We start from the raw sequence: 19,912 nt of genomic DNA on the forward strand, positions 1-19,912 counted from the left end.
AAAACCTCCCTCGCCCGCCGACGGAGGTTTTTTCGTTTTCATTCACTCGCAGCAACAAAGGCAAGAATGATTCGCGCTAATTAATGATGAAGATTGGAAACGGCTGCGCTATGATCCGTCCGTCAACGCCGTGGCCAGGCAGCCATCCGCCCCCCAGCAAACGCGGCTCCCCCTTCAATCCCCCATTTTTTCGAGGTGCCCATGAAAGGCGATCCCGCAGTCATCAAGTTGCTCAATGCCCAGCTGACCAACGAACTTACCGCCATCAACCAGTATTTCCTGCATGCCCGCATGTACAAGCACTGGGGTCTGGACAAGATCGGCGCCAAGGAATACGCCGAATCCATCGGCGAAATGAAGCATGCCGACAAGCTGATCGACCGCATCCTGATGCTGGACGGCCTGCCCAACCTGCAGGCGCTGCACAAGCTGATGATCGGTGAAAACACCAAGGAAATGATCGAATGCGACCTGAAGCTGGAACAGGCCGCCCACAAGACCGTCAAGGAAGGCATCGCCACCTGCGAACAGCATGGCGACTATGTCTCCCGTGAACTGTTCCAGATGATCCTGGACGACACCGAAGAACACATCGACTGGCTGGAAACCCAGCTGGACCTGATCGACAAGGTCGGCATCCAGAATTACCTGCAAAGCCAGATGTCGCCGGCCAGCGAATAAAGCTGCGCTGCCCAGGCAGACAAACAAAAAGCGCGCTCGGTTGAGCGCGCTTTTTTGTTGACCTTGTTTTGTGGACCTTGTCCCCTACAGCAGGGACAGCCTCAGAGGTGCGGCACCGTATCCTTGAACGACACCCGCTCCGACACCTTGTCGAACAGGCGCGCCAGTTGCGGATAGTCATCGCGCCAGGCCTGGTCCGGGAAGCGGAAGCTCAGCCAGCCCAGTGCACAGCAGACCGCCACATCGGCCAAGGTGTAATGATTGCCCACGCAGAAAGGCTTTTCGCCCAGCCCCTCGGCCATTGCCTTGAGCGAGGCCTCGACCTTGCTCCACTGGCGCTTGATCCATTCCGGGCTCTGCTGCTTGGTCGGCCGCATGGTCTTTTCCAGGCGCACCAGCACGGCGGCATCCAGCATGCCGTCCGCCAGCGCTTCCCAGCACTTGATCTCGGCGCGTTCGCGACCATTGGGGGGCAGCAGCTTGCCTACCGGGGTCAGGGTATCGAGATACTCGACGATCACGCGGGAGTCGAACATGGCGCCACCGTCATCCATCAGCAGGCAAGGCACCTTGCCCAGCGGATTGTTTTCTTGGATGGTGGTCGATGCGCTCCAGACATCTTCCAGGATGAATTCGTAATCGATCTTTTTTTCAGCCATCACGACGCGCACCTTGCGCACGAAGGGACTGGCATTGGAGCCGATGAGTTTTAGCATAGCAAGTGGAGTAATGATCTGAGTCGATTATAACATTCGCATTTCTTGGCAAAATCGTGAAGAGTAATGCCAGGGACGGAAAGCAACGGTCGGCCAACAACGCGTGCTGGCCGGAAAACTGGGCTGCCCAGCGCGCGGATGGTAAAATGCCGGCCTCGGGCGATTCGGGTTTTTAGGCAAATGCCTCTGAAAACTCGCCAATCTTCAGTCAACGCATCTCATCCGTTTCCATCATGTCCCTCTCTGCTCTCTCGGCCCTGTCCCCGCTGGACGGCCGCTACGCCTCCAAGACCGATAAACTGCGTCCGCTGCTCTCCGAAGCGGGCTTCATGCACCATCGCGTGAAGGTCGAGATTGCCTGGCTGCAAGCCCTGTCCGAAGCCGGCTTTGCCGAGATCAAGCCGTTCTCCGCCGAGGCGCGCGCCTTGCTGGACAAGCTGGCCGCCGACTTCACCGAGGCCGACGCCGCCCGCATCAAGGAAATCGAAGCCGTCACCAACCATGACGTGAAGGCGGTCGAATACTGGCTCAAGGAAAAAGTGAAGGATGTGCCGGAGCTGGTGGCCGCCTCCGAATTCATCCACTTCGCCTGCACCTCCGAAGATATCAACAACACCTCGCACGGCATGATGTTGAAGGCCGCCCGCGACACCGTCGTGCTGCCCTCGCTGCAAGCCGTGATCGCCCGCCTGACCGAACTGGCGCACGAGCACGCCGCCGTGCCGATGCTCTCGCGTACCCACGGCCAACCGGCCAGCCCCACCACCCTGGGCAAGGAAGTGGCCAACGTCGTGGCACGCCTGCAACGTGCGGCCAAGCGCATCGCCGCCGTCGAGATCATGGGCAAGATGAATGGCGCCGTGGGCAACTACAACGCCCACCTCTCGGCCTACCCGCAGACCGACTGGGCCGCCTTCTCCAAGCAGGTGGTGGAGCAGCGCCTGGGCCTGGTCTTCAATCCCTACACCATCCAGATCGAGCCGCATGACTACATGGCCGAACTGTTCGATGCCGTGGCCCGTACCAATACCATCCTGCTGGATCTGAACCGCGACATCTGGGGCTACATCTCCCTGGGCTACTTCAAGCAACGCACCAAGGCTGGCGAAATCGGTTCCTCGACCATGCCGCACAAGGTCAACCCGATCGACTTCGAGAACTCCGAAGGCAATCTGGGGATGGCCAACGCCGTGTTGAAGCACCTCGCCGAAAAGCTGCCGGTCTCGCGCTGGCAGCGCGACCTGACCGACTCCACCGTGCTGCGCAACATCGGCGTGGGCTTCGGTTATACCGTGCTGGCCTACGATAGCTGCCTGCGCGGCCTGAACAAGCTGGAAGTGAACCCGCAACGCCTGGCCGACGACCTCGACGCCACCTGGGAAGTGCTGGCCGAGCCGGTACAGACCGTGATGCGTCGTTATGGCATCGAGAATCCGTATGAACAACTGAAGGAACTGACCCGCGGCAAGGGTATTTCCAAGGATGCGCTGCGTGACTTCATCAACGGCCTGACCATCCCCCAGGAGGCCAAGGACCATCTGCTGGCCATGACCCCGGCCAACTACATCGGCACCGCCGTGGAACTGGCCAAGACCATCTGATCCTGCCAGTCCCGCTCGCCCGCCTTTGGAATGGCGCACAGCAATGTGCGCCATTTTTCATTTGCGCAGAGAATAAACTGAAGCAAAACTGATTACTCGCAAAACCGGATGGCTGAAGTACCATTTCGACCAGTAATGCGAGTAGCCAAAGCTCTTTATACTCATCAGCGTCAAAAAGAGTGGCATCATCCTTTGCCGCCGGGAATGCAAGGCCTTGGCGCCGCGCATCTCGTGAAGACTTCGCATTGAAGACTTCATGCCGAACACTTCCCCCGACGCAAGAACGAACTGCCCGCCCTGCAGAACCATTGCAGAGCTAGCCGCTCCAACCGCCACCAACTTCTGCCTGCCCTATGGATCGCTACACCAAACCCGCCGTACTGCTGCACTGGCTGATTGCCCTGCTGATCATTTCCGCCTTCGAGCTGGGCCTGACCATGGTCGACATTCCTGGCCTGACGCCGACCAAACTGAAGTATTTTTCCTGGCACAAGTGGCTGGGTGTGACCGTCCTGGCCCTGGTCTGCGTGCGCTTGCTGTGGCGCCTCACGCACAAGGCACCGGCCTACCCGCGCAACATGCCGCAATGGCAGCAATCGGCTGCCCATGGCCTGCACCTGGGGCTGTACGTGCTGATGTTTGCCATTCCTGTTTCCGGCTATCTCTACAGCCTGGCCGCCGGCGTGCCGGTGGTCTACCTGGGCGTGGTGCCGCTGCCGGTGCTGATCGCACCCAATCCCGAACTCAAGCCACTGCTCAAGGCCACCCATTACTGGCTCAACATGACGCTGCTGGCGGCCTTCGCGCTGCACGTACTGGCCGCGCTGAAGCACCAGTTCATCGATCGTGACAATATCTTCAAGCGCATGCTGCCCTGAGCCAGCATTACCTGATTCTTCATATCTTGCTCGTTTTTACACGGAACCCGACATGACCCTCTCCCGCTTCATTCGCCCCTCCCTGCTGGCCCTGGCTGCCGCTTCCTTCACATTGGCTGCACAAGCGGCTCCGTTAAAAGTGGATGCCGCCAAGAGCGCCGTGACCGCCACCTTCAAGCAGCTCAACGTCCCGGTGGACGCCAAGTTCAAGAAGTTCACCGCCACCATCGATTTCGATGCCGCCAAGCCGGCCGAAGGCAAGGCTTCGGTGGAGATCGACGTCGCCAGCTTCGACCTGGGCGAGCCTGAGTACAACAAGGAAGTGCTGAAGAAGGAATGGTTCAACGCCGCGCAGTTCCCCAAGGCCACTTTTGTCACCAGCAGCATCAAGCCGGCCGGCAGCGGCAAGTTTGACGTGGCCGGCAAGCTGACCATCAAGGGCAAGAGCACCGACGTCTCCTTCCCCCTGACCGTGAAGAAGGAAGGCAGCACCCAGGTCTTCGACGGTACCCTGCCCATCAAGCGCCTGACCTACAACATCGGCGAAGGCGAATGGAAGGACACCGGCATGGTGGCCGATGAAGTCACGATCAAGTTCCACATCGTCGCACAGTAAGCCAACAATAAAACAGCAGCTCCGCGCCATGTCGCACCGCCTCGCAGCGGGCTTCCCCCAGCGCTTTTTTCTCTCAACAAGGAATCGAATCACATGAAACTGAACCACCTCCTGCTCGCCCTGGTCGCCGCTGGCGCCGCCGTTTCCGCCAACGCTGCCGACACCTACAGCATCGATCCCAGCCACACCTATCCCAGCTTCGAAGCTGACCACATGGGCGTGTCGATCTGGCGCGGCAAGTTCGACAAGACCAGCGGCACCGTCACCCTGGATCGCGCTGCCAAGACCGGTACCGTCGACATCATCGTGGACACCGCCTCCATCGACTTCGGCATGAGCAAGATGAACGATCACGCCAAGAGCGCCGATATGTTCGACGTCGCCAAGTATCCGAACGCCGAGTACAAAGGCACGATCAAGTTCAACGGCGACAAGCCGGCCACCGTGGAAGGCAACCTGACCCTGCATGGCGTCACCAAGCCGGTCACCCTGACCCTGAACAAGTTCACCTGCATCCAGCACCCGATGCTCAAGCGCGAAGTCTGCGGTGGCGACGCCTCGGCCACCTTCAACCGCGCCGACTTCGGTATCGACTACGGCGCCAAGTATGGTTTCTCCACCGAGACCAAGCTGGCCATCCAGGTCGAAGCGATCAAGACCAACTGATTCGCTTTTCCAGCGCAGAGGTGAAGCTCTGCGGCAGGAAACAAGCAAAAGCCGATGCGATAATGCATCGGCTTTTTTGTTTGTGCGACTTGCTTGCGATCATGGAGCAATTTGCCGCAACGCCGCACAATGGCTCGCATTCGCCGTTTTGCTGCCCTGCAAAACTTTTTAAAACGCGCTAATCTAAGCGCCGTTCCCCAAGGAGCAAGTAGCATGTCGTTAGCAGACCTACGTAAAGACTACAGCCGCGCCAGCTTGTCCGAGCTCGATACCGCCGCCGACCCGATCGACCAGTTCGCGATCTGGTTCGATGAGGCGACCCGAGCGCAGATCCCCGAGCCCAACGCCATGAGCGTGGCCACGGTCGGGGCCGATGGACGCCCCTCGTCGCGCATCGTGCTGATCAAGCAGTTCGACCAGCAGGGCTTTACCTGGTTTACCAACTACGACAGCCGCAAAGGCGTGGACGTCGCCGCCCAGCCTTACGTGGCCTTGCTGTTTCACTGGGTAGAACTGGAACGCCAGGTTCGCATCGAAGGAAAGATCGAACGCGTTACCAAGGAAGAAAGTGACGCTTACTTCTACAGTCGCCCCCTGGCCAGCCAGCTCGGTGCGATTGCATCGCAGCAGAGCCGTACCGTGGCCGACCGCGAGACGCTGGAACAGCAATACGAAACAACCAAGCAGCAATTCGGGGAGCATCCATCCCGCCCGGAGCACTGGGGCGGCTACCGTGTCATTCCCGATCGCATCGAATTTTGGCAAGGCCGCCCCTCCCGTATGCACGACCGCGTGCTCTACACGCGTGATGCCAACGGACAATGGCAGCGGCAGCGCCTGCAGCCCTGAAGGAAGTAGCATGCCTGGCAGGGCGCAAAGCATTCATCACTGACGCGGAGGAAAATCGTGTTTTGGGAAAAGAAGCTTGACGCCTGGGTGGAAAACATCCGCAACGTATCCGCCCTGCCCCTGCGGCTGGTGCTGTGGAACGGACAGCAGTACGACTTCGGCACCGGCGCGCCGGAAGTCACCTTGAAAGTCCCGCATGCATCGGCCATCACCTCACTGTTGACGCCCTCCCTCTCCAACCTCGGCGAAGCCTACGTCGAGGGCAAGATCGAAGTCGAGGGCAAGGTCAAGAACATCATCAACGTGGCCAATGCCCTGGCCGCCAACACCCTCAAGGCCGAAGGCCGGCTGGGCCGCATGGTGCGCAGCGTGACGCACACCAAGAAGCGCGACGCCGAAGCCATCCAGTACCACTACGACGTTTCCAACGACTTCTACAAGCTGTTCCTCGACGAGAACATGGTCTACTCCTGCGCCTACTTCGAGAACGGCGACGAGGACCTGGGCAGCGCGCAGTTGAAGAAGATCGACCACATCCTGGAAAAGATCCAGCTCAAGCCCGGCCAGACCCTGCTCGACATCGGCTGTGGCTGGGGTGCGCTGGTGCTGCGGGCGGCGCAGAAGTACGGTGCCCGCTGTGTGGGGGTGACGCTGTCGAAGAACCAGTATGCGCTGGCGCGCGAACGGGTCGAAGCCGCCGGGCTCTCGGACCGCATCGACATCCGCCTGCAGGACTACCGCGATGTCACCGGCAGCTTCGATCGCATCACGTCGGTGGGCATGTTCGAGCACGTCGGCATCAAGAACCTGCCGGGCTACTTCGCCCAGATCCGCAAGTTGCTGGCCGATGGCGGCATGGCAATGAACCACGGCATCACCAGTACCGATATCGAAAACGGCGAGTCACCCTACGGTGCCGGCGAATTCATCGACAAGTACGTCTTCCCGGCCGGTGAGCTGCCGCATATCAGCACCGTGCTCAAGACCATGCAGGAGGGTGGGCTGGAAGCCTTCGACGTCGAAAACCTGCGGCGCCACTATGCCCGTACCTGCGGCATCTGGGCCGACAACTTCGAAGCCAATACCGAGGCCATCCACAAGGTCACCGACGAGAAGCATTACCGCATCTGGCGCGTCTACCTGGCCGGCAGCTCCTATGGCTTCGAACGCGACTGGATTTCGCTCTACCAGGTCATCTGCACCAAGGCCGGCAACAGCGCACAGACGCTGCCATGGTCACGCAAGTACATTTATCAAAAATAAGATTTCGCCGACACCATCAAGCAAGAACGGGCATGCCGCGGCATGCCCGTTCTGCTTTCTGCCCCACGCATCCGGGCAGTACCTGTCTCACCTCGCTATGCCGGCTTGCTCTTCTCGGCAAACACCTCGCGCAGCTTGGCCACCTTGGGCGCAACCACGAAGGCGCAATAGCCCTGGAACGGATGCTGCACAAAATAGTTCTGGTGATAATCCTCGGCCCGGTAGTACGTCTGCGGCGCCGATAGCTCGGTCACGATCGGGGCATCCCACACCAGGGCCATCTCGGCGATGATATGTTTGGCAACGTCATGCTGCACCTCGTCCTGGTAATAGATCACCGAACGATACTGGGTACCGACGTCGTTCCCCTGGCGGTTCAGGGTAGTCGGATCGTGGATGGTGAAGAAGATCTCCAGGATCTCGCGATAGCTGATCTGCTGCGGATCGAAGGCCAGCTTGACCACCTCCGCATGCCCGGTCTGCCCGCCGCACACCTGTTCATAACTGGGATCGACGACGCTGCCGCCGGTATAGCCGGACTCCACCGACTGCACGCCCCTGACCTGCTGGTAAACCGCTTCCAGACACCAGAAGCAGCCGCCGCCCAGTACTGCGATTTCCGTGGCCATGCTGTTCTCCCGTTGAGTTGCTTGTCGTAAAACTTTACTCCAATTCAGCACTTCATGTATGGCTGACGTGAATGATTGTCAAGACTGCGCCGCAGCATGACGGCGGCAGAAGCAGGCCGTATCCGCTATCATGTGCACATCTGCGCCATGCCGGCTGACCGCAACGATGCGGCCCGGGCGCCCCGACCCAGACCATACTCCCGATGCACACACGTTTTCCCCGCGCCGACGCGCGCCAGTTCGACGCCGCGCATTTCCGCCAGGCCCTGTCCCAGTTCGCCACCGGTGTCACCGTCATCACCACCCGTCTGGCCGATGGCACGCTGCTGGGCCTGACCGCCAGCTCCTTCAATTCGGTCTCGCTGGACCCGCCGCTGGTGCTCTGGAGCCTGGGCACGCGCGCCAACAGCATGCCAGTCTTCTCCGGCAATTCGCATTACGTCATCAACATCCTCGGTGCCGAGCAGGCGCATCTGGCGCAGCAGTTCGCCAGCAGGATGGAAAACCGCTTCGAGGGCGTGCCCTATACGCTTTCGCGTACCGGGCAGCCGGTGCTGGAGGGCGTGTCGGCCTGGTTCGAATGCCACAACCGCAGCCAGTATCCGGAAGGCGACCACGTCATCTTCGTAGGCGAAGTCGAACATTGCGAAGTCCAGCCGCAATCGGCACTGGTCTTCCACAACGGACGCTTCAGTAAAACCGAAGACGTCTGAGCACCACAGTGATGGACGAAAAAAAAGCGCCCTCGGGCGCTTTTTTTTCGTCCAGGACCCGCTTAGAACTTGTAGCCCACCGACAGGAAGGTCACGATCGGATCCAGCGTGATGGTGGTCTTGTAGCGCTGGGGACCCAGGGCCGCGGCGGCACCGGCCGGCTGTGCGGTGATCTCTGCATCGGTCTTGAGCGGAATGTAGGACACCGACAGGCTGGCCGACCAGCGGTCGTTGAAGGCGTAGGTGGCGCCGCCGGTCAGCACTGGCGACCAGGAGGAGCTCAGCGAGGCGCTGGCGGTACCACCGGTGTTCAGCGATGCCGAATTCTGGAAATTGCGCGACAGCGACACGTCCGAATACCACACGTAGGTCACGCCGGCGCCCACGAAGGGACGGAAGGTGTCATTGGCACCACCGAAGTAATACTTGGCGACGATGGCCGGGCTCCACTGCTTGGCCTTGCCCAGTTCGCCCAGGGCTTGCAGGTCGCCGGTACCCTTGAGCTTGAACTCGGGCGGAATGCCCAGGTCGGCGGTCAGCGCGAAGTTGTCGGTGAAGAAGTGGGTGAAGGCGATCCCCAGGGTATCGGCATTGCTGACCGAGGAGGTGCGGTTGGGATAGCTGCCGGCGCCCGGACCATTGAGCTTGTTCAGGCCGCCACTCGAATCCTGCGGTGCCAGGTGGAACCAGCCCAGGTTGACCACGTTGCTGCCCGCCGTCTGTGCCATGGCCGGCGCAGCAAAGGCTGCCATCACGGACAACGCGGCGAGTTTGGGCAAGAAGGAAAATTGTTTTTGCATTGCTGTCTCCAAGAGTTTGCGGGCGTGGCCCGGATTTTTTATTCCCGACGGCTGGCGTCTGACGGGATTGTGTCCACGGCTGGTTACCGTTTTTCATTATTCAGCGTAAGTTCACGTAACTGCGGATGACCCTGCTTTTACGCTGATGAAACAAAAAGAACGCGCGTGCTATTCTTTGGAGATACTATGCCAGCTTTGTCATATTTTGTATAGAAGTTGTGAAGCCCCCGTCGGACCCTGTAGGCTTTTGACAACCGGCGACTGACCTACTGACCGAAGAGTCAGTACCAGCGCGGCTGACAGCGCGGGAACAGCGCGACAGCAGGCGTTCGGGGGAGCGAGAAAACAGGAAGGGGAAGACGGCCTCAGCTCAAGCGTTGAGCAGTCTTTCCAGCACGCCTTGAGAATCAAAGGCCGCACGGCGCAGCCTGTCGTTGACACCTTGCCACGCCGGCGTCGCCGGCAGTGACTCGACCACGATCAGGTCGGCACCGGTATGGTCCATGTCGCGCAACGCAGCATAGAGATCGTGTGCATAGGCGTCGACCGACGCCGGCATCGCGCGCACGACCATCGCGCTTACCTTGCCTTCGTGCTGCCCACCGCCGATCAAGGCCACCTTCTTGCCGATGGCGGCCAGACGCGCCAGCACGTCCTGCAGCCGGCCCGGCTCAACCTGCACCACCGGCGTATGCGGCGCATAGTGGGCGTCGAGCGTCCCGGAAGCACGTGGCGCGGTGGCGTCGGGCGTGGCCAGCGGCACGCCCAGCACGGCGGCGATGCGGTCCGCGCTGATCTGGCCGGGGCGCAGCAGCACCGGGCCGTGGGTCTCCACCCGCGAGAGATCGACGATGGTCGACTCGATGCCGACTTCACTCTGCCCACCATCAAGCACGTAATCCACCAGGCTGTCGGCATCGCTGCCGAATTCCTCGCGGACATGGTCTGCCGTGGTCGGGCTGACGTGACCGAACTTGTTGGCTGAGGGGCCGGCGATACCGCCCTTGCCGCCACGGAATTCACGCAGCAGCGCCTGCGCCACCGGGTGCGCAGGGCAACGCAGTCCCACCGAGTCCTGGCCGCCGGCCACGGCGTCAGGGATATGCGCTGCGCGCTTCAGGATCAGGGTCAGCGGACCGGGCCAGAACGAGGCGATCAGGCGTCTCGCTTCCACCGGGACCGATGCGGCCCAATAGCCGATGTCAGCCTCCGGCGAGACATGCACGATCACCGGATGATTGGCAGGTCGCCCCTTGGCCGCATAGATGGCGGCAATCGCCGCCGGGTTCTCGGCATCGCCGCCGAGACCATAGACCGTCTCGGTCGGGAACGCCACCAGGCCGCCCTGCTCCAGCTTGCGGGCGGCATGCATGACGGCGGCGGCATCGATATGCGGGGCCGGGGAAGTACTCTTGTCGTTCATCGCCTGGTCCTGCCGCTTACAGTGGGATGCTCAGGATGCCGCAGGCCGCAGCCAACTGCTGCTGCGCATCTTCCAGGGTGGCACCGGTGAAGGTGACATGACCCATCTTGCGACCGCGTCGCGCCTCGGCCTTGCCGTACAGGTGCAGGTGCGCACCGGGCAACGCCAGGACCTGGTCCCAGGCCGGTTCGCGCTGGCTGTCGCCATCGCCTTCATACCAGACGTCACCCAGGATGTTGAGCATGACCGAGGGCGAATGCTGGCGCGTATCGCCCAGCGGCAATTGCGCCATGGCGCGGGCTTGCTGTTCGAACTGGCTGGTGACGCAGGCATCGATGGTGTAGTGGCCGCTGTTGTGCGGACGCGGCGCCATTTCGTTGACCACCAGCGCGCCATCCTCCAGCACGAAGAATTCGATGCACAACACACCCACGTACTGCATCGCGCCGATGATCTGCAACGCTGCCTGCTGCGCGCGCTCGGCGGCATCCGGCTTGATGTTGGGACCGGGGACGGTGGTGGTGAAGAGGATGCCATCGCGATGCACGTTCTCGGCGATCGGATAGACCACGGCCTGGCCATCATGCCCCCGCGCCACCAGCACGGAAACTTCATAGGCCAGCGGCAGCATCTTTTCCAGCACGCAGGTCACGCCTTTCATGGCGGCGAAGGCCGTGCGCACTTCCTCGACACTGCGCACGCGCACCTGGCCCTTACCGTCATAGCCCATGCGGGCGGTCTTGAGGATGCCGGGCAGCAGGTTCGCATCGAGACCGTCGATGTCGGCTTCGGTATTGATCACCAGGTGCGGGGCCGGCAGTACGCCGGAACGCGATCCGCATTCGGTGAAGAAAGCCTTCTCGGCCGTGCGGTCCTGGGCGATCGACACGCCCGAGGCCGCCGGTGCCACGAAGGTCTGGGCCGCCAACGTCGCCAGGCTCTTGGCCGAGACATTCTCGAATTCGGTGGTGACCGCAGCGCACAGCGCACCCAGCTCGGCCAGCGCCGGACCGTTGTCGTAGGCGGCGTTGATCAGGCGGTCCGCCACTTGGCCGGCCGGACAGTCGGCATCGGCTTCCAGCACGGCGACCTTGAAGCCCATGCTCTGCGCGGCATGCGCGAACATACGCCCCAACTGGCCGCCTCCCATCACGCCCAACCAGGTGGCCGGGGTGGTCGAGGGAACGGCAGGGCTAAGCGAGGGTGCGGACTGCTGGGTCATACAGGCAACTTCATATCGAGAGCGACTTGCGTCTGGGTCTTGCGGAAGGCTTCCAGCTTCTCAGCCAGCGCCGCATCGGTGGTGGCCAGCATGGCGATGGCCGACAGGGCCGCATTGGCGGCACCGGCTTCGCCGATGGCATAGGTCGCCACCGGAATGCCCTTGGGCATCTGCACGATGGACAACAGCGAATCTTCGCCACGCAGATACTTGGACGGCACCGGCACGCCCAGCACCGGCACGATGGTCTTGGCGGCGATCATGCCCGGCAGGTGGGCAGCACCACCGGCACCGGCGATGATGGCGCGCAGGCCGCGCGCGCGGGCGCTCTCGGCATAGGCAAACATCTGGTCCGGCATGCGGTGCGCGGAAATCACCTGCGCTTCGAACGGGACGCCGAAGTCCTTCAGGATGGCGACCGCATTCTGCATCACCTCCCAGTCCGAGGACGAACCCATGACCACACCCACCAGGGGCTTGACGGTATCGCTCATGATCTCAGTCCTTCAGCTTGTTGCCGGTCAGGCGTTCCAGCGCTTCGCGGTACTTGGCGCCGGTCTTTTCGATGACGTCGGCCGGCAGCGGCGGCGCCGGCGGGGTCTTTTGCCAGCCATCGACGGTTTCCAGGTAGTCGCGCACGAACTGCTTGTCGAAGGACGGCGGCGAGATACCGACCTGGTAGCTGTCGGCCGGCCAGAAGCGCGAGGAGTCGGCGGTCAGCACTTCATCCATCAGGTGCAGCACGCCGTTGTCATCCAGGCCGAACTCGAACTTGGTGTCGGCGATGATGATGCCGCGGGTGGCGGCGTAGTCGGCGGCTTCCTTGTAGAGCTGGATGGCGACGTCGCGGATCTTGTGCGCCAGCTCGGTGCCGATGCGCTTCTCGGTTTCCTCGAAGCTGATGTTTTCGTCATGTTCGCCCAGGTCGGCCTTGGCGGCCGGGGTGAAGATCGGCTGTTCCAGCTTGGAGGCCTGTTGCAGGCCGGCCGGCAGCTGGATGCCGCAGATCGCGCCGGTGGCCTGGTAGTCCTTCCAGCCGGAACCGATGATGTAGCCACGCACCACGGCTTCCACCAGGATGGGCTTCAGGCGCTTGGCCACCACGGCGCGTCCGCGCACCTGTTCCACTTCGGCCGGGCTCACCACGGATTCCGGATCGACGCCGGTCAGGTGGTTGGGCACGATGTGGCCGAGTTTCTCGAACCAGAAATCGCTCATCTGGTTCAAGACCTTGCCCTTGCCCGGGATCGGTTCGTTCATGATGACATCGAAGGCCGACAGGCGATCGGTGGTCACGATCAACAGCTTGTCGTCGCCGACGGCGTAGTTTTCGCGGACCTTGCCGGTGCCCAGCAGAGGCAGGGAAGTGATCGAGGATTTGTACAGACTGCTCATGATGGTCTTTTCGTAAAGTCAAAAACCGGAACCGCCATGTTCAGGGCGATTCCGGTCGGTTAGTGCCGGCGCTTGATTGCTCAGCGCTGCTCAGCGCTTACTGGACGATCTGCGCCAGTTCGCCGCTCTTGTACTTCTCGGCGATCTTTTCCAGCGAGACCGGCTTGATCTTGCCAGCCTGGCCTTCGCAACCGAAGGACAGGAAGCGTGCCTTGCAGACCAGCTTGGCGGCTTCGCGGGCCGGCTTCAGGTAGTCACGCGGGTCGAACTTGGACGGGTTCTCGAACAGGTAGCGACGGATCGCACCGGTCATGGCCAGGCGGATGTCGGTGTCGATGTTGATCTTGCGCACGCCGTGCTTGATGCCTTCCTGGATCTCTTCGACCGGCACGCCATAGGTTTCCTTCATGTCGCCGCCGAATTCGCGGATCTCGGCCAGCAGTTCCTGCGGCACGGACGAGGAACCGTGCATCACCAGGTGGGTGTTGGGGATGCGGGCGTGGATTTCCTTGATGCGGTCGATGGCCAGGATGTCGCCGGTGGGCTTGCGCGAGAACTTGTAGGCACCGTGCGAAGTACCGATGGCAATGGCCAGCGCGTCGCACTGGGTGGCCTTGACGAAGTCGGCGGCCTGGTTGACGTCGGTCAGCAGCTGTTCGCGGGTCATGGTGCCGTCGGCGCCGTGGCCGTCTTCCTTGTCACCCTTCATGGTTTCCAGCGAACCCAGCACACCCAGTTCGGCTTCGACGGTCACGCCGATGGCGTGCGAAAACTCGACCACCTTGCGCGAGACTTCGACGTTGTACTCGTAGCTGGCCACCGTCTTGCCGTCGGCTTCCAGCGAGCCATCCATCATCACGGAAGAGAAACCGGACTTGATGGCGGCCATGCACACGGCCGGGGACTGGCCGTGATCCTGGTGCATCACCACGGGGATGTGCGGATAGGCTTCCACGGCCGCCGAGATCAGGTGGCGCAGGAAGGCTTCGCCAGCGTATTTGCGGGCACCGGCAGAGGCTTGCATGATCACGGGCGCGCCGACTTCATTGGCGGCTTCCATGATGGCAGTGACCTGCTCCAGGTTGTTGACGTTGAAGGCCGGCAGGCCGTAACCGTTTTCGGCGGCGTGGTCCAGCAGTTGACGCATGGATACGAGAGGCATGATGAAAACTCCAGAACGATGAAAAATCAGTACTCGCCAACGCGCAGAATCTTCAGCGCGTTGGTGCCGCCGACCTGGCCGATGGGCTCGCCCCAGGTCACGACGATAAGATCACCCTTCTGCACCACGCCTTGCGCCAGCAGCAGATCCTGGGCGCCCTTCAACATGGCTTCGGTGTCGGGCGCCTGGGCCAGTTCCAGCGTATGCACGTTGCGGAACAGCGAGGCCTTGCGGCGCGTGGCGACATTGGGGGTGATCGCGAAGATCGGGATATCGATGTTGTGCCGGCTCATCCACAGGGCAGTCGAACCGGATTCGGTAAGCGCTGCAATGGCCTTCACGCGCAGGTGGTGCGCGGTGAACAGTGCGCCATAGGCGATCGACTGGTCCACGCGGGTGAAGCGCAGGTTCAGGAAGTCCGCGTCCAGTTGCACATTGTCGGAGCGCTCGGCTTCCAGGCAGATGGCATGCATGGCTTCCACGGTTTCCACCGGGTACTTGCCGGAGGCGGTCTCGGCCGAGGTCATCACGGCATCGGTGCCATCCAGCACGGCGTTGGCGACGTCGGAGACTTCCGCGCGGGTCGGCACGGCATTGACGATCATGGACTCCATCATCTGGGTCGCGGTGATGGTCAGCTTGTTGGAGGCGCGCGCCATCTTGATCATGCGCTTCTGCAGGCCCGGCACGGCGGCATTGCCCACTTCCACGGCCAGGTCGCCGCGGGCCACCATGATGCCGTCAGAGGCATCCAGGATTTCCTGCAGCAGCGGGATCGCTTCGGCGCGTTCGATCTTGGCGATCATCATCGGCTTGTGGTCGAAGGGTTCGCCGGCCACGTTGGACAGCTGGCGTGCCATCTCCATGTCGGTGGCGTTCTTGGGGAAGGACACGGCCACGTAGTCGGCCTGGAAGCTCATGGCAGTCTTGATGTCGTCCATGTCCTTGGCCGTCAGCGCGGGCGCCGACAGGCCGCCACCCTGGCGGTTGATGCCCTTGTTGTTGGACAGTTCGCCGCCGATCTTGACCACGGTATGGATTTCATTGCCCATCACGCGCTCGACCTTGAGCACGATCAGGCCATCGTTCAACAGCAGAACGTCATTGCCCTTGAGGTCACGCGGCAGTGCCTTGTAGTCCAGGCCCACGCGCTCCTGGTTGCCCATCTGGCAGTCGGAATCGAGGATGAACTTGTCGCCGTTGGCCAGCATGATCTTGCCATTCTCGAACTTGCCCACGCGGATCTTGGGACCCTGCAGGTCGGCCATGATGGCGACCTTCTTGCCGCATTCGTCGGCCACTTCACGCACCAGGGTGGCGCGGTCGATGTGATCCTGCGGCTTGCCGTGCGAGAAGTTCAGGCGCACCACATCCACGCCGGCGCGGATCATGCGGGTCAGGGTCTCGCGGTCGCTGGAAGCGGGGCCGATGGTGGCGACGATTTTTGTTGCTCTGGACATGAATACCTTCTGGTTGCGACTTGGTGATAGAAGCCCGCTGCCCGGCCCGATGCAGGGCCGATCAGGCGGATCGCTTCCGCCCCGGACGCGCGTCTCGGACGCGTCCTCGTTGGTGATGCTACAGACTCAGAATTCGGATGGCCCCGGATGGGACCACGAGACGCCGCACCCGGCAGCGGGGTACGGCGCCGGTCTTGCTTACTGCGCGCGTTGCAGCAGGATCTCGACCGCAGGCAGGGTCTTGCCTTCCAGGAATTCCAGGAAGGCGCCGCCACCGGTGGAGATGTAGCCGACCTTGTCGGCGATGTGGTACTTGGCGATGGCTGCCAGGGTGTCGCCACCACCGGCAATCGAGAAGCCCGGCGAAGCGGCAATGGCGCGCGCCAGGGTCTCGGTGCCACGGCCGAACTGGTCGAACTCGAACACGCCCACCGGGCCGTTCCAGACGATGGTGCCGGCACGACCCAGTTGCTCGGCCAGCAGGGCAGCGGTCTGGGGACCGATGTCGAAGATCATGTCGTCGTCGGCAACATCCTCGGCCGCCTTCACGGTGGCCGCGGCGGTCGGCGAGAATTCCTTGCCGACCACGACGTCGGTGGGGATGGGCACCGAGGCGCCGCGCTTGGCCATCAGATCGATGATGGCCTTGGCGTCATCCACCAGGTCCGGCTCGGCCAGCGACTTGCCGATCTTCAGACCGGCGGCCAGCATGAAGGTATTGGCAATACCGCCACCGACGATGAGGTTGTCGACCTTCTCGGCCAGGGTCTTGAGGATGGTCAGCTTGGTGGAAACCTTGGAACCGGCCACGATGGCCACCAGCGGACGGGCCGGCTGGTTCAGGGCCTTGCCCAGGGCATCCAGCTCGGCCGCCAGCAGCGGACCGGCACAGGCCACCGGCGCGAACTTGGCCACGCCGTGCGTGGTGGCTTCGGCGCGGTGCGCGGTGCCGAAGGCATCGTTGACGTAGACATCGCAGAGCTTGGCGATCTTTTGCGCCAGCTCGTCACTGTTCTTCTTTTCGCCCTTGTTCAGGCGGCAATTTTCCAGCAGCACCACCTGGCCCGGCTGGACGTCCACGCCGTCGACCCAGTTGGCCACCAGCTTGACCTCGCTGCCCAGCAGCTCGGACAGGCGCTTGGCCACAGGGGCCAGCGAATCCTCGGGCTTGAACTCGCCTTCGGTGGGGCGACCCAGATGTGACGTCACCATCACTGCAGCGCCTGCCTTCTGGGCTTCGCGGATGGCGGGCACCGAAGCGCGGATGCGGGTATCTTCGGTGATATTGCCGGCATCATCCTGCGGCACGTTCAGATCGGCACGGATGAAGACGCGTTTGCCTTGCAGTTGATTGGCAGAAACCAGATCGCTCAGTCGGTTGAATTTCATAGGTAGGAATTCGAAGAAGGGGGCGAAAAACGTCGTATTTTACTCCAGCCTGACCCGCTCCTGACGGCTTTTTGCCAGCCCGGACAAGATCCCGGGCGCTTCAGGCTGGTGTGCGTAAAAATTCACATGAACCAACGCAACAGTGTAAAGAGTGACATTCCCGCCACAATAGTTCCCAGAAGATGACGCGTTGCGGCAAAGAAGATGGCGCCACCGATGCCGGCCAGCAACTTGGGATTGCCCAGGCTCAGGTCAAGGACTCCGTGCGCGCTGACCAGATCGGGGAAGATGATGGCCGCCATGGCCGCCGCCGGGGCATAGCTCAGGGCGTGCTTCAGCCGCGGCGGCAGCTTGACCGCGTGGCCGAACAGGAAAAAGCCGCTGCGCGTGACCAGGGTGGACACGGTCATCAGGACGATGGCGCCCCACACATACCATTCACTCATGCGGCCGCCCCCTCGTCCTTTTCTTTTCCCGGAAGCAACTTGTCGGCTAGCATGGCCGCGCTCATCCCCAGCACCATGGCCAGCAGCAGACCCAGACGGTAGGGCAGCTCCAGCGCCAGCACCGCCACCGTGCCGGAGACCACCACCCCGGCCAGGGCCGGCAGGCTGCTGGTCATGGGGATCATGATGGCAATGAGTGCCAGGGTGCCGGCGAAGCCGATGTTCCAGCTCTCCGGAATCTGGCTGGCCAGCAGGATGCCAATGGTGGCCCCGAGTTGCCAGGCCACCCAGCCCGGATAGCAGATCGCAGCAAAATACCCGATCTTGCCCGCAGGTTGACCGAAGGTCGAGGGGGGAAAGCGCTGCGGGAAGAAGGCCATCGAGATATCGCCGTTGAAGAAGCCGTACCACACCCGGCGATACCAGGGCAGGTGCTCGAAATGCGGCGCCACGGCGGCCGAGAAGATGACAAAGCGCAGGTTGACGATCATGGCCGTGAAGAACACCACCAGCAGCGGCACGCCGGTCGCCAGCAAGGGCAGTACGGCGAACTGGGCCGAGCCGGCATAGACCAGCAGGCTCATGCCCAGCGACTGGAAGATGCTCATCCCCGACTTGACCATGGCCATGCCCGAGACCACGCCCCAGGCCAGCACGGCCGGTATGGTCGAGGCACTGGCGCGCCAGCCTTCCTGGAAGGCGTCCTTCTCGATGCGGCGGGCGGTGGCGGGGTCGTGCGGCGCTGGCTGGCCTGCCGATCCTGATCCCTGCTCGCCTGTCTCCTTCTGCATTGTTGTTCCGTTACGCGTATTGGATGCGCCGGCCGGGAATGCCGGTGCATGTGACGATGTGTGCATTTTCACTCAGGTCTTTCATTCTACAGATGAAAGTTTTTGCTCGCGTGAATCCGCTAAAATGCAGTTCCTTGGCCGGTTCGTCCGCGCCGGGCGTTTCATACCGAATTTTCGCTTTCTGCACATTCTGCATTTTCTGCAATCACCGCATACAGGGAGATGACCATGTCCATGGCTGACCGCGACGGCAAGATCTGGAAAGACGGCGAGCTGGTCGACTGGCGCGACGCCACCGTCCACGTACTGACCCACACGCTGCATTACGGCATGGGCGTCTTCGAGGGCGTACGCGCCTACAAGACGGCCGAGGGCACGGCCATCTTCCGCCTGAAGGAACACACCCAGCGCCTGTTCAACTCGGCCAAGATCTTCCAGATGGAAGTACCGTTCGACCAGGAAACGCTGGCCCAGGCGCAATGCCAGGTGGTGCGCGAAAACCAGCTGGAATCCTGCTACATCCGCCCGCTGATCTGGATCGGCTCGGAAAAACTGGGCGTGTCCGCCAAGGGCAACAAGATCCACGTGGCCATCGCCGCCTGGCCGTGGGGCGCCTACCTGGGCGAAGACGGCATCAGCAAGGGCATCCGCGTGAAGACCTCTTCCTTCACTCGCCACCACGTGAATGTGTCGCTGGTGCGCGCCAAGGCCTGCGGTTATTACATCAATTCCATCCTGGCCAACCAGGAAGCACTGGCCGACGGCTACGACGAAGCCCTGCTGCTGGACACCGAGGGCTATGTCTCGGAAGGTTCTGGCGAAAATGTCTTCATCGTCAAGAACGGCAAGCTCTATACTCCCGACCTGGCCTCCTGCCTGGATGGCATCACCCGCGACGCCGTGCTGACCATGGCGCGCGACCTGGGCATCGAAGTCATCGAGAAGCGCATCACCCGCGACGAGATGTATTGCGCCGATGAAGCCTTCTTCACCGGCACCGCCGCCGAAGTCACGCCGATCCGCGAACTGGATCGCCGCGTCATCGGCAATGGCGGCCGTGGCCCCATCACCGAGAAGCTGCAGACCCTGTTCTTCGACGTGGTGGCCGGCCGGGCACCGCAGTACAAGCACTGGCTCACGCTGGTGTAAATGGCAGCGGCGGCCGCCAGAATATCGATTCGCAACACCCGACCTTAACGTTTCAACAGTCAA

The 19,912-nt window shown here is 62.0% G+C and carries 21 protein-coding genes; 9 read left to right on the forward strand and 12 right to left on the reverse strand.

The window, feature by feature from the left end; genetic code table 11:
* Positions 1-201: 201 nt before the first annotated feature.
* Positions 202-681, forward strand: coding sequence for a bacterioferritin (gene bfr / locus BTM36_RS18255; RefSeq protein WP_006461718.1), 480 nt, complete (start codon positions 202-204; stop codon positions 679-681).
* 101 nt (positions 682-782) lie between these two features.
* Here the strand turns inward: bfr and BTM36_RS18260 are convergent, their stop codons facing one another.
* Positions 783-1,397, reverse strand: coding sequence for a glutathione S-transferase family protein (locus BTM36_RS18260; protein WP_006461719.1), 615 nt, complete (start codon positions 1,395-1,397; stop codon positions 783-785).
* A gap of 233 nt (positions 1,398-1,630) precedes the next feature.
* Between BTM36_RS18260 and purB the strand changes: the two genes are divergently transcribed.
* The 6 genes from purB to BTM36_RS18295 all read left to right on the forward strand — a co-directional run bounded on the left by purB (position 1,631) and on the right by BTM36_RS18295 (position 7,270).
* Complete coding sequence (gene purB / locus BTM36_RS18265) at positions 1,631-2,998, forward strand: adenylosuccinate lyase (protein WP_077237393.1); 1,368 nt, start codon at positions 1,631-1,633, stop codon at positions 2,996-2,998.
* A gap of 353 nt (positions 2,999-3,351) precedes the next feature.
* Complete coding sequence (locus tag BTM36_RS18275; protein ID WP_077237395.1) at positions 3,352-3,876, forward strand: cytochrome b; 525 nt, start codon at positions 3,352-3,354, stop codon at positions 3,874-3,876.
* 52 nt (positions 3,877-3,928) lie between these two features.
* Positions 3,929-4,492, forward strand: a complete 564-nt coding sequence (locus BTM36_RS18280) for a YceI family protein (RefSeq protein ID WP_006461724.1) — start codon at positions 3,929-3,931, stop codon at positions 4,490-4,492.
* A gap of 93 nt (positions 4,493-4,585) precedes the next feature.
* Positions 4,586-5,158: a YceI family protein gene (locus BTM36_RS18285; RefSeq protein WP_077237396.1), complete on the forward strand. Its 573-nt coding sequence runs from the start codon at positions 4,586-4,588 to the stop codon at positions 5,156-5,158.
* Between the two features lie 213 nt (positions 5,159-5,371).
* Positions 5,372-6,007: a pyridoxamine 5'-phosphate oxidase gene (pdxH, locus tag BTM36_RS18290; protein ID WP_077237397.1), complete on the forward strand. Its 636-nt coding sequence runs from the start codon at positions 5,372-5,374 to the stop codon at positions 6,005-6,007.
* 57 nt (positions 6,008-6,064) lie between these two features.
* Positions 6,065-7,270: a cyclopropane-fatty-acyl-phospholipid synthase family protein gene (locus tag BTM36_RS18295; RefSeq protein ID WP_077237398.1), complete on the forward strand. Its 1,206-nt coding sequence runs from the start codon at positions 6,065-6,067 to the stop codon at positions 7,268-7,270.
* Between the two features lie 95 nt (positions 7,271-7,365).
* Here BTM36_RS18295 and msrA read toward each other — a convergent pair whose 3' ends face one another.
* Positions 7,366-7,899, reverse strand: a complete 534-nt coding sequence (gene msrA / locus BTM36_RS18300; protein WP_006461728.1) for a peptide-methionine (S)-S-oxide reductase MsrA — start codon at positions 7,897-7,899, stop codon at positions 7,366-7,368.
* Positions 7,900-8,102: 203 nt separating this feature from the next.
* On the opposite strand from msrA, the gene BTM36_RS18305 reads away from it, so the two are divergent.
* The gene (locus tag BTM36_RS18305) at positions 8,103-8,612 is read left to right on the forward strand and encodes a flavin reductase family protein (protein ID WP_006461729.1); all 510 of its coding nucleotides are present in this window, start codon (positions 8,103-8,105) and stop codon (positions 8,610-8,612) included.
* A gap of 62 nt (positions 8,613-8,674) precedes the next feature.
* On the opposite strand, the gene BTM36_RS18310 is transcribed toward BTM36_RS18305, so the two are convergent.
* The 10 genes from BTM36_RS18310 to BTM36_RS18355 all read right to left on the reverse strand — a co-directional run bounded on the left by BTM36_RS18310 (position 8,675) and on the right by BTM36_RS18355 (position 18,700).
* Positions 8,675-9,412, reverse strand: coding sequence for an OmpW family protein (locus BTM36_RS18310; RefSeq protein WP_077237399.1), 738 nt, complete (start codon positions 9,410-9,412; stop codon positions 8,675-8,677).
* A gap of 370 nt (positions 9,413-9,782) precedes the next feature.
* A complete protein-coding gene (locus BTM36_RS18315; protein ID WP_077237400.1) occupies positions 9,783-10,835 on the reverse strand; it encodes an L-threonylcarbamoyladenylate synthase in 1,053 nt (350 codons plus the stop codon).
* 16 nt (positions 10,836-10,851) lie between these two features.
* Positions 10,852-12,057 (reverse strand): 5-(carboxyamino)imidazole ribonucleotide synthase, encoded by a 1,206-nt coding sequence (locus tag BTM36_RS18320; RefSeq protein ID WP_077237401.1) that lies wholly within the window; start codon positions 12,055-12,057, stop codon positions 10,852-10,854.
* A complete protein-coding gene (gene purE, locus BTM36_RS18325) occupies positions 12,054-12,551 on the reverse strand; it encodes a 5-(carboxyamino)imidazole ribonucleotide mutase (protein ID WP_077237402.1) in 498 nt (165 codons plus the stop codon). Before purE ends, BTM36_RS18320 begins: the two co-directional genes overlap by 4 nt.
* 4 nt (positions 12,552-12,555) lie before the next feature.
* Positions 12,556-13,452, reverse strand: coding sequence for a phosphoribosylaminoimidazolesuccinocarboxamide synthase (locus tag BTM36_RS18330; RefSeq protein ID WP_006461734.1), 897 nt, complete (start codon positions 13,450-13,452; stop codon positions 12,556-12,558).
* Between the two features lie 97 nt (positions 13,453-13,549).
* Positions 13,550-14,614 carry a class II fructose-bisphosphate aldolase gene (fba, locus tag BTM36_RS18335; RefSeq protein ID WP_006461735.1) on the reverse strand — a complete coding sequence of 355 codons (1,065 nt, stop codon included), beginning with the start codon at positions 14,612-14,614 and terminating at the stop codon, positions 13,550-13,552.
* 26 nt (positions 14,615-14,640) lie between these two features.
* Entirely contained in the window at positions 14,641-16,074 is a 1,434-nt protein-coding gene (pyk, locus tag BTM36_RS18340) for a pyruvate kinase (RefSeq protein WP_077237403.1), read from the reverse strand.
* Positions 16,075-16,272: 198 nt separating this feature from the next.
* Complete coding sequence (locus tag BTM36_RS18345) at positions 16,273-17,463, reverse strand: phosphoglycerate kinase (protein WP_077237404.1); 1,191 nt, start codon at positions 17,461-17,463, stop codon at positions 16,273-16,275.
* A gap of 122 nt (positions 17,464-17,585) precedes the next feature.
* Positions 17,586-17,909 carry an AzlD domain-containing protein gene (locus BTM36_RS18350; RefSeq protein WP_077237405.1) on the reverse strand — a complete coding sequence of 108 codons (324 nt, stop codon included), beginning with the start codon at positions 17,907-17,909 and terminating at the stop codon, positions 17,586-17,588.
* On the reverse strand, positions 17,906-18,700 hold the full coding sequence (locus BTM36_RS18355) for an AzlC family ABC transporter permease (RefSeq protein ID WP_077237406.1): 795 nt from the start codon (positions 18,698-18,700) through the stop codon (positions 17,906-17,908). Before BTM36_RS18355 ends, BTM36_RS18350 begins: the two co-directional genes overlap by 4 nt.
* Before the next feature lie 228 nt (positions 18,701-18,928).
* On the opposite strand from BTM36_RS18355, the gene BTM36_RS18365 reads away from it, so the two are divergent.
* Positions 18,929-19,849 (forward strand): branched-chain amino acid transaminase, encoded by a 921-nt coding sequence (locus BTM36_RS18365; protein ID WP_006461740.1) that lies wholly within the window; start codon positions 18,929-18,931, stop codon positions 19,847-19,849.
* Positions 19,850-19,912: the final 63 nt, after the last annotated feature.

Source organism: Herbaspirillum sp. VT-16-41, assembly GCF_001994935.1.
Taxonomy (GTDB): Bacteria; Pseudomonadota; Gammaproteobacteria; order Burkholderiales; family Burkholderiaceae_D; genus Herbaspirillum; species Herbaspirillum frisingense.